This is a genomic window from Lactiplantibacillus dongliensis (assembly GCF_005405105.1).
Classification (GTDB): Bacteria; Bacillota; Bacilli; order Lactobacillales; family Lactobacillaceae; genus Lactiplantibacillus; species Lactiplantibacillus dongliensis.
This window is the reverse complement of sequence record NZ_BJDK01000057.1, coordinates 1-8,921: the sequence shown is the minus strand read 5'-3', so window position 1 is coordinate 8,921 and position 8,921 is coordinate 1. Positions and strand designations below refer to the sequence as shown.

General features: G+C 42.3%; 11 protein-coding genes. 6 read left to right on the top strand and 5 right to left on the bottom strand.

The window, feature by feature from the left end; translation table 11 throughout:
* Positions 1-71: 71 nt before the first annotated feature.
* Complete coding sequence (locus FFM80_RS14165; RefSeq protein ID WP_223877383.1) at positions 72-344, bottom strand: MerR family transcriptional regulator; 273 nt, start codon at positions 342-344, stop codon at positions 72-74.
* Between the two features lie 292 nt (positions 345-636).
* Positions 637-1,272, bottom strand: a complete 636-nt coding sequence (locus FFM80_RS14160) for a hypothetical protein (protein ID WP_137641394.1) — start codon at positions 1,270-1,272, stop codon at positions 637-639.
* 431 nt (positions 1,273-1,703) lie between these two features.
* Here FFM80_RS14160 and FFM80_RS14155 point away from each other — a divergent pair, with 431 nt between their 5' ends.
* Positions 1,704-2,882, top strand: coding sequence for a helveticin J family class III bacteriocin (locus FFM80_RS14155; protein ID WP_137641393.1), 1,179 nt, complete (start codon positions 1,704-1,706; stop codon positions 2,880-2,882).
* Between the two features lie 160 nt (positions 2,883-3,042).
* On the opposite strand, the gene FFM80_RS14150 is transcribed toward FFM80_RS14155, so the two are convergent.
* Positions 3,043-3,462, bottom strand: coding sequence for a MerR family transcriptional regulator (locus tag FFM80_RS14150; RefSeq protein WP_137634994.1), 420 nt, complete (start codon positions 3,460-3,462; stop codon positions 3,043-3,045).
* Positions 3,463-3,680: 218 nt separating this feature from the next.
* Between FFM80_RS14150 and FFM80_RS14145 the strand changes: the two genes are divergently transcribed.
* Positions 3,681-4,388 carry a hypothetical protein gene (locus FFM80_RS14145; RefSeq protein ID WP_137641392.1) on the top strand — a complete coding sequence of 236 codons (708 nt, stop codon included), beginning with the start codon at positions 3,681-3,683 and terminating at the stop codon, positions 4,386-4,388.
* Positions 4,389-4,465: 77 nt separating this feature from the next.
* On the top strand, positions 4,466-4,681 hold the full coding sequence (locus FFM80_RS14140) for a hypothetical protein (RefSeq protein WP_137641391.1): 216 nt from the start codon (positions 4,466-4,468) through the stop codon (positions 4,679-4,681).
* Between the two features lie 375 nt (positions 4,682-5,056).
* Here the strand turns inward: FFM80_RS14140 and FFM80_RS14135 are convergent, their stop codons facing one another.
* Complete coding sequence (locus tag FFM80_RS14135; RefSeq protein WP_137641390.1) at positions 5,057-5,293, bottom strand: type II toxin-antitoxin system Phd/YefM family antitoxin; 237 nt, start codon at positions 5,291-5,293, stop codon at positions 5,057-5,059.
* Positions 5,294-5,869: 576 nt separating this feature from the next.
* Between FFM80_RS14135 and FFM80_RS14130 the strand changes: the two genes are divergently transcribed.
* From FFM80_RS14130 to FFM80_RS14120, 3 genes are all read left to right on the top strand, one after another.
* Entirely contained in the window at positions 5,870-6,994 is a 1,125-nt protein-coding gene (locus FFM80_RS14130) for a PLP-dependent transferase (RefSeq protein ID WP_137641389.1), read from the top strand.
* A gap of 92 nt (positions 6,995-7,086) precedes the next feature.
* The gene (locus tag FFM80_RS14125; RefSeq protein WP_137634990.1) at positions 7,087-7,407 is read left to right on the top strand and encodes a thioredoxin family protein; all 321 of its coding nucleotides are present in this window, start codon (positions 7,087-7,089) and stop codon (positions 7,405-7,407) included.
* Positions 7,408-7,527: 120 nt separating this feature from the next.
* The gene (locus tag FFM80_RS14120; protein ID WP_137641388.1) at positions 7,528-8,313 is read left to right on the top strand and encodes an alpha/beta fold hydrolase; all 786 of its coding nucleotides are present in this window, start codon (positions 7,528-7,530) and stop codon (positions 8,311-8,313) included.
* A gap of 82 nt (positions 8,314-8,395) precedes the next feature.
* On the opposite strand, the gene FFM80_RS14115 is transcribed toward FFM80_RS14120, so the two are convergent.
* The gene (locus FFM80_RS14115) at positions 8,396-8,836 is read right to left on the bottom strand and encodes a hypothetical protein (protein WP_137641387.1); all 441 of its coding nucleotides are present in this window, start codon (positions 8,834-8,836) and stop codon (positions 8,396-8,398) included.
* Positions 8,837-8,921 lie beyond the last annotated feature (85 nt).

Genomic DNA, 8,921 nt, shown 5'->3' with positions numbered 1-8,921 from the left:
CACTATAAAGTAATAGAGGCATAAGAGCATCCCGTCGGATAACTCTTATGCCTCTAAGCTTAGTATTTTTATTATGGTTGAACTTCTTCTGCATCACGAACATTGGAAGGCACAAAGTCATCGGATTTATGATTGATCAGGACATCGGCGTAATGGTCAACTTTGACATTAATGGTCTTCAAATGATTTTGTAAATCATTGATTTCTTCTAGTGTCCGGGATTGTTGGGCCTTCATCATTTCATAGCGTTCAGGAACGGTGCTTTCGCCTTCTTGAACGAGGTCTAAGTAATGTTGAATCCGTTCCACATGTGCTGGAAAATTGATCTTAAAATAACCGTTCAAACTCGTTCCTACCATTTCTTGGCAAGGTGTTTTTTTTCAAAAGAACATCTTACCTGAACACTCAAGGTTCAATCGTTTATGTCGTTTGGCAGGTACGATTATTCAGCTTATTCGCGTTGGTTAACCAAGACCGCAATTAGTGAGCCATAACCTATACGATAATTGATAGCTTAAGCAATCGCTAAAGCTTCAATTCATGGCGTTAAATTGGTTAAGACTTTTTGAATGAATATCCAAGCCCTATTTTGAGTTATATTCCAGATCCGTTTTTTTAGGTGATTTAAAATTAGGCTTAGTCTGTAGCGTCAACGCCCCAATTGTCAGCGATTGATGAATAACGATCGACATAGATTGAGTTAACCCAACCTGAAAAGTGATAATTATCGGTCGAAACGAGCTGGTAATAGGTATCTTGTTCTTTAGTTCGTTTAATGGCTTTCGTGATTTTAAACTTAGCTAGGTGTGGAATCGTCGTACTGTTGAAGTCAGTCATATGTGCCAGTCGTTTTGCCTTGTATTGTGTGTATGGTACCTGGTTCCAAAGTGTCCCGCCACTAATAATACCGACATTAGCTGTAAAGTTAGTTGGAATTAAAGTACTTTGAGTTGTATTGGCGGGCTTGAGACCACCGGCAAATTTACCAACTTTTTTACCGCCATAAAGATAGCCACGATACTTGCCGTTCATCGTGACGACTTTGTAGTAGACGGCGCCTGTATTTGTCACGGTGTAGCAATATGCTCGTAAGTAGTAGCCTGATCCGCGATTTAGTTTATTTTTACCGTTAACTTGGTAGTAGTCACGGTCGACGTTAGTGTAGGTTTGCCATTCTTGTAACTTGGCTTTAGAGGCAATCAACTTAGCGCCTTTTGTGGTACCGGGTTTAGTGTATAGGGCATATTTGCCAGTAGCACTAACATTTCGCATGGATCCTGGTGTTGTCAGAGTGGTGTCTTTTGTTTTAATGGTAGCTGCAGTCGCATTGGGGAATATTGTAGAGCGCAGTCCAAGTGCAGTAAAAATTATAACGGTTAAAGATATATAGATACGAATTGATTTCATGAGCTTTTCTCCTTTGTTTATGCTATAGATTATAGCGTAATATAGCATGTTTTTCTCCTATGTACAATTGAATTAGAAATTCAAAATTTGTTAGCATCTAATGGATGAAAGATGAATTTTAGAGTTTGTAAAGATTATAAATAAACAATAGGTGTTAAATTTAGTTGCGTACATTAGTTTCAGAATTTTGATTTGTGCTATGTGATTGGAACGACTAAACTTTTAAATTATTAAAGGAAAACGATGGTAGTTAATGAGTGTAAGCTTGAATATCAATTAGCTTGGAGGTAATCAGTATGAAAGATAATGGTAATAAGGAACAAATAGATGAACCTTTTGATTCTGGCAGGCCAGTATTAAGTGGAAAATTAATATTGGATAGGGATGATTTTCTAACTGATGATTCTATGGATGAGTACTTTAAAAATCATCCAGAGGCGCCTAGACAAGCATATGAATATTATTTGAGGTTAAAACAAGAAGATACGGCAGATACTGAGGATGTTGGAACACGACAGGTTGTCAAAGCTTCAACAGCAACTGGAACTTTAGTCTATACATTGAGTGGTTTACCGACATCAAATGTTGTTCAAAATTGCTATATTGGCTCGAGCTATCTTTACACAGTACAGCAGGTAAATAATAGAAGTGGTGCCACAGGCTATATTAGTCGTTTTAAGTTGAATAATACGTCATCATTAAAAGCGCAAGATCACATGACTCTTTTGAGATTTGGTCATGGTCAGACACTGCAATGGTTTGATAATTCGGTTGGAACGGCTTACTTTTGGGTTATATGTAAAGCTATGAAAGTGGACTATCCAGATTATCCAGGGGATACTGATTGGGGTACACAAGTTGGTCGAATTAGGTATGTTGCTGGTTCAACGATTGATTATACTGGGATTGCTAGAATTTCAAGTATCAATCGTGCTAATAAGACCGGAGCATCTTTTGGTTCATTAAAGCGTTGTGAAGCTGCACTCGATAGTTCACGTAATTACTTATTAATTTGGTCTATGAATTCATCTAATAATGTTCAATTTTCTTATTATAAGGCTAGTACAATAAATAAAGTGTTGGATGATTACGAGGGAAAAGTTTCTAAGTATATCTCAGCTGAAAATGTATTGATTCGTTCAGCATGTGTCCAGTCGTATGCAGTAAGTAGTTTTTACTCTAAGGTATATAATGAGTCTGTTCAAGGTATCGAGTTCAATAATGCGCAGGCGATATATATTTCTAGTGGTAAAAAGTTTTCAGCACCAGTTATTCAAAAAGGTGGTTGGGGAACCGAAAATTTCAAGAGTAGATTAGTTACAATTGTAGGAGGATATTTGTCCTCTCCAGGACAAAGCGCTAATCAAATTGAAACGGAAGGTATCATGCTTAAGGGAGATAATGTCATTTTAAATGTTGCTAAACACGTTGATAAAAAGCCTTTGATCTATACTATTCCTAAAACTGAGTTTTAATTAAGTAATAGTGGTCGCTATTATTAAATGGGCAGATTAATAATTAAAGACTCCACGGATTTTAAGGTGCTATCGTTCCGGCATGTTTCCAAAAGGGCATAGTAAAAGAAAAGGTGATTCTAAAATTTTCCCACAAGAAATTTAAGAATCACCTTTTTAATTATGGTTGAACTTCTTCCGCATCACGAACATTGGAAGGCACAAAGTCATCGGATTTATGATTGATCAGGACATCGGCGTAATGATCAACTTTGACATTAATGGTCTTCAAATGATTTTGTAAATCATTGATTTCTTCTAGTGTCCGGGATTGTTGGGCCTTCATCATTTCATAGCGTTCAGGAACGGTGCTTTCGCCTTCTTGAACGAGGTCTAAGTAATGTTGAATCCGTTCCACGGGCATTCCAGTTGAACGTAGGCAGATAATCAAGTGTAACCATTCTAAGTCGGAGTCTTCAAAGACCCGATTATTGTTCGCGTCACGTTTGACGAATGGCAACATGCCGTGATCGTGATAGTAGCGAATACTGTAAGTTGAGACGTTCATCTTTTTAGCAACTTCTTGAATTGAATAGGACAACTCGAACCCTCCTCGAAAAATAGCATTAACAATGGTTATCATTTTAACGCGTCGTCACAGCGATTACAAGCAATCGACCGTAATCCTAAAAACAGCTTCTGGTTACAGTAAGACTAAGCGGCTGGGATTAAGGTTTTCTAAGAAATAAAGCTTGCGAGTTGCCTTCTAGTAGTCCTAAGGTGCTAAGCTGGGATTATTAAATTTGAGGTAGGGTGGTGATGAACGTGTGGCAATATGCCGTTCAACAGACCGGGCATGATTTTGAGCCGATTAGCAAGTGGTCTAGCGATGCGCAGGCCGCCATTGCGCAATTGAAAGTCCGAGGCGATGTTGATTTATTGGCTTGGAATACGGCCACGGATGCAAGTGATATTTATCCACAGTATGCCTTAGCCGACCTGGTCACACGGATTGACCATACCACCTATGCCCGGTTGCTAGAACGACTGGCGAGCGTGGTGGACCAAGCCAAGTTACCGGTGTTGTCTCAATTGCAGCGACAGTGGTATTTGGCTAGCTATGTGGCAGCATTTAGCCATCAGTCCTTACTGAACACGGCGGCCGCTTTGCTAAGCTTAACGGTCTTGCAGTTAAAAACGCCACCGCTAGTCTTAGCTACCGCCGCGCAGTCACAATTACGTGGCTTGGCTGATCAAGCCCGCTGCTGGTTGTTGGCGGCGCAAGTGAGTGACTTACAATTGATTGCGACCGATAAGCCGTTGGCGACGCTCTTAACCCACTTAATCGAACAAACGCCAGACTTAGACGAGTGTTGTGTCACTGGAAAAGCAGTTGGGTGGGAATTAGCGAATGATGCGTACTGGCTCAGTCAGGTGGAAAGCCCGACTTTTAAGCTGGAACAATTGCAAACGTCCGTCGCATACCGTTTAATTCGGGCTGCGTATTTAGAACGATCTTTAGGATAAAAAGTTAAAAAAGGACTTGTCTTATAGTAAGTCTAAGGGGGTACACTTAGGCTATTGAGATGAGGGAGTGAATTACCGTGAATTTTGAAACAGGTTCCGTGATTCAGATGCAACTGCCAGCTCAGCCAGTTCGGATGGTTACGCGCGATAGTCGTGATGCGTATTTACGGCAGCAACAACTAATCTTAACGGCGCGGTTGCAGCAGTTAAAACGTCAGGCTAAGGTTAACCGTGAACTTTTGGCAACCTTGTTAGCGGACTTAAATCGAGTACAACAGCAATTAGCAGGATAATAGATTTTAAGGCAACTGAGATGAAGGGGTACCGTTACTAACTTTTAATTTGAGTGACGCAAATATTTTGGAATGTTTATAATAAAGTTTTCGTGATTGTCGAAAAGACGCAAAATTGTTAATTCATGACTATTTTGATTTAACGTATAGAAAATAGTGTTGTGACGGTTACGAATATAGAAATAATCTTTCAAAAGCGGGTCGATTCGCTAGCGGGTCGGCCCATAGAGGTGTAATGAGATAACAAATCAAACCGATTCATTAGATTAGTGATGACGTTGTTGGTGACATTTGTACTAAAATTTATTGCCAGGTACTGTTTTAGCTGATGTAAATCGTTGATTGCATCGTCTGAGAAGTGTACCTGGTATTTTTTCATTTACCCAGCAACTCCTGACGTACTTCTGCCATCGAATGTGTATGACCTTTTTGGGCTTGGCGTAATTTATTTAGGATTGTCAGACTATCACGTAAGCGCTCGTAATCCTTGATATCGAGGATGGTGTATTTACCGTACCCATTTTTGGTTAAGAATAAAGGTGCATCTGGATTGACTTCAGTCAGTATTTTGTTATAGTTACGTAGCTCAGATACTGGTTTGATGTTTAGCATGGTATCGCCGCTTTCTTGTGGATTAATTGTACGATATTCATCGTAAAATATACAGCAAAACTAATTTGGTGAAACGCTTAGTCGTAAAAGATTGGTAGAAACTTGACGAATCTGACGATTAGAGTAAGATGAGAATATAATTAAAGAACATGTTGATGAGAAGAGTAGTCATGTCAAGCAACCACAGGAAGCCGTACTAACTGAGAAGCGGCGTTGTCAGAGATGATGAAGATGAGCTCGGAATGCCTAGTGACGGTAGCGATGCTGTCCTAGCGGCACTGGCCGATACCCCAGCGAGTTGTGAGAGCAACTTAACAAGTGTAGCCGGGCGACCGGTTATAAAACTTGGGTGGTAACACGCGCGTGCGTCCCTGGTCCTAGATTGTTAGGACTGGGGATTTTTTTGTAGAGTGTGAGCGAGGGCGGGAGTTCCTGAGCATTAGCCTAGCTAGTCAATTATCCGGTGTTTTTCCGGATGGTTGGCTGGCGTAGCTAAGCGGAGGGAACTGCCCGAGCGAACACGTTTCAGCCCACAAGCTCCCCACCAACCAGCCAAAAGAGAAAGAGGACCCAACAATGACGAAATCAACCAATAATCAGCTCCACATTGAAACCTTACTAGCCCAAGCTGGCAATCGAACGGACGATGAAAAGACCGGGGCCATTTCCGCACCAATCTACTTATCCACAGCGTATCGCCATGCCGGTCTTGGTCAATCGACAGGCTTTGACTATCCGCGAGAAGCACAACCAACTCGATGTATCTTGGAAAAGACGTTAGCCCAACTTGAAAACGGGGTCGCGGCTTTCGCGTTATCGTCAGGCATGTCAGCGATTCAACTCGTTTTTACATTATTTAATAGCGGGGACCGGATTATTATCTCCGATGATTTGTACGGTGGGTCATATCGGTTCTTCGACTTGTTACATGACCATTATCACTTAGAATTTTCCGTGTGGGATGGGCAAGACCAACAAGCGCTGGCCGATGCGATCGATGACCAAACAGTGGCATTATGGCTGGAGACACCGTCCAATCCGACAATGAAAGTTATCGACATCGCGGCGACTGCCAAGACGACCAAAGCCCATGGTATCAAGTTAATTGTGGATAACACATTTTATACCCCGTTGATTCAAAAGCCACTTGAGCTAGGCGCGGATATCGTGGTACATTCCGCCACCAAATATCTAGCCGGTCATAACGATATCTTAGCGGGGGCCGTGGTGGCGAAGCACCAAGCCGATGCTGATCAACTTGAATTTAACCTGGTCACGACTGGGGCGGTCCTTGATCCGTTTGATTCATGGCTATTGCTCCGGAGTTTGAAGACGTTGCCGTTACGGATTCGCCAGCATGAAGCTAATGCACAGACGTTGGTCAAAGCGTTAACCGCTAATCCCCATGTGGATAAGGTGCTGTACCCAGGGCGCGGTGGGATGATTAGTTTTTACTTAGCGGCTGGTGTGGATGTGGATAAGTTTTTACAAGCCTTACAAATCGTGTCGTTTGCGGAAAGTTTAGGTGGGGTTGAGAGTTTAGTCACCGTACCTGCCGTGCAGACCCATGCTGACTTGAGTGAAGCTGAACGTCAAGCCAAAGGGATTACTGCGAATTTGTTACGATTATCCACTGGCTTGGAAAATACAGTTGACTTAGCGGCTGATATCGCGCAAGCTTTAGCTAAAGCTGCTAAATAAGCTAAAAGTGTTAGGCAAAAGTCTTTACTTACTTTTAGTATGTGGTAAACTTAGATTATTGAAACGATATTGACAATACGGAGGCATTTACAATGGCAACAGCAACTTTAAGCAACGAAGAAATTCGCGAACGCATTAAGACCGGCAAGCACATGTTATTCTTCACGGCGGACTGGTGCCCTGACTGTGCATTCATCAAGCCAGTTATGCCTGACATTGAAGCAAAGTATGACCAATATGATTGGATCACGGTTGACCGTGACGCCAACATTGATATCGCCCAGGATATGGGTGTGATGGGCATTCCAAGTTTCGTCGGGATTGAAGATGGCCAAGAAACTGGGCGTTATGTGGATAAGTTCCGCAAGACCCAAAAACAAGTTGAAGATTTCTTAGATTCACTTGAAAAATAAGACTAAAGAAAGCGTTAATTGTGGGTAAGTTCATCCGCAATTAGCGCTTTTTGATTGGTTTGTCGTAAATTCTCTGATACACTATTAAAGATTAATTCTGGCAAAGAAATGGTGATAATAATGACAACGACAAGTTTTGAAGATGTAATCGTCCGCGCTACGACGCTCGACGACTTACCGGTACTCCACGTGTTTGCGGCCAGTCAAGCCCAGACGAAGCTTCCAACCATTATTGATTATCATGGCTGGACCACGCCGACCTCATCCGAATTAGTGGCGAGTTATCCACTGGTACAGGCTGGGTTTCGGGTCATTTTACCGACGGCTTACTTACATGGCAGTCGGACTGATGGGACGAACTTAGACCATCATCCCGAACGTTTTTGGGAAATTGTTGGCCATTCAGTGGCAGAATTCCCGCAACTAGTCGACTCGCTGGTAAGCCGCGGCTTAACTGATCCTGACCGAATTGGGGTCATGGGCACCTCAATGGGTGGCATTACCGCTGCAGGTGTGATGGCGACCCAGCCGACTGTTGTGGCCGGGGTGTCATTGATTGGGTCACCGGAACCGGTGGCGTTCGCTAAAGACCAAGTCGCTCAGATTCCAGCTGAACTGTTGGCTCAATTACCAGCGGAACTGTTAACTAAGACGTATGCGCAAATCGATCAATTTGATTTGTCAGCGCATGCCGATCGGTTAGCTGGTCGTCCGATGTTCTTCTTTAACGGGACAGCGGATCAGATGGTCCCTTATAAATATGTGCATGATTTTGAACAACGTTTTGGGGATACCCCAGCGTTAGCGCAAACTGAATTCCACCACGCTGATGGTGGGGTTCATCATGTGCCGCATAAAATGCATGCCGCGGCCGTGGACTTTTTGCACAAGTCCGTTAAAAAGTAAACCTTATCCACTGTGGATAACTCAACCCGACAATTCTTGAAATTTCGAGAATTGTCGGGTTTTTTTTTTGACCAAATTTAAGTTAATGATGGATACTTGTTTTAATGACGCGGTATAAGCCGACACCTAAAACAAGCGGTAAGGCGACCACCATTAAAAGGCCATGTGCAAATAACCGTAAAGAGATATTAATCAGGTCATCTCGTCGTTCATTTTGAAAGTTCAGGTCATATTTGTTCTTAATGGGATTAAGCTCATTATGATGATTGTCTTCTAATTCGAGTTCTGAAGATTTAGTTGCCAATGATTGGCTTTTAAAGTGGTTACGGCGCCATTTAGGAAACCAATGCATCAAGAGCGGGTAAGCGACCAAGTAGGTGAGGGTGAGATAGCCATTGGCCAGATTCCAGGTTAAGTAAAAGCTACCATCCGGATTAGCCGTTACGAAATAGAAAAGAATGATAAAAAGTGGCAGCGTACGAGCATAGTCGCGTAGTAGCCATAAACCAGAGTTTGCTTTCATCTGCACGCCCTCCTCGTATTATATAAATAATCAATCAATTAACAGCTTAGACGTTGCGTGATATTCTCTAATAGTTCATTGGATT

Coding starts and splice junctions, on each gene's coding strand:
- FFM80_RS14160 (WP_137641394.1), bottom strand. CDS start 1,272: ATGCGAAATGTTAGTGCTACTGGCAAATATGCCCTATACACTAAACCC.
- FFM80_RS14155 (WP_137641393.1), top strand. CDS start 1,704: ATGAAAGATAATGGTAATAAGGAACAAATAGATGAACCTTTTGATTCT.
- FFM80_RS14145 (WP_137641392.1), top strand. CDS start 3,681: ATGAACGTGTGGCAATATGCCGTTCAACAGACCGGGCATGATTTTGAG.
- FFM80_RS14135 (WP_137641390.1), bottom strand. CDS start 5,293: ATGCTAAACATCAAACCAGTATCTGAGCTACGTAACTATAACAAAATA.
- FFM80_RS14130 (WP_137641389.1), top strand. CDS start 5,870: ATGACGAAATCAACCAATAATCAGCTCCACATTGAAACCTTACTAGCC.
- FFM80_RS14125 (WP_137634990.1), top strand. CDS start 7,087: ATGGCAACAGCAACTTTAAGCAACGAAGAAATTCGCGAACGCATTAAG.
- FFM80_RS14120 (WP_137641388.1), top strand. CDS start 7,528: ATGACAACGACAAGTTTTGAAGATGTAATCGTCCGCGCTACGACGCTC.
- FFM80_RS14115 (WP_137641387.1), bottom strand. CDS start 8,836: ATGAAAGCAAACTCTGGTTTATGGCTACTACGCGACTATGCTCGTACG.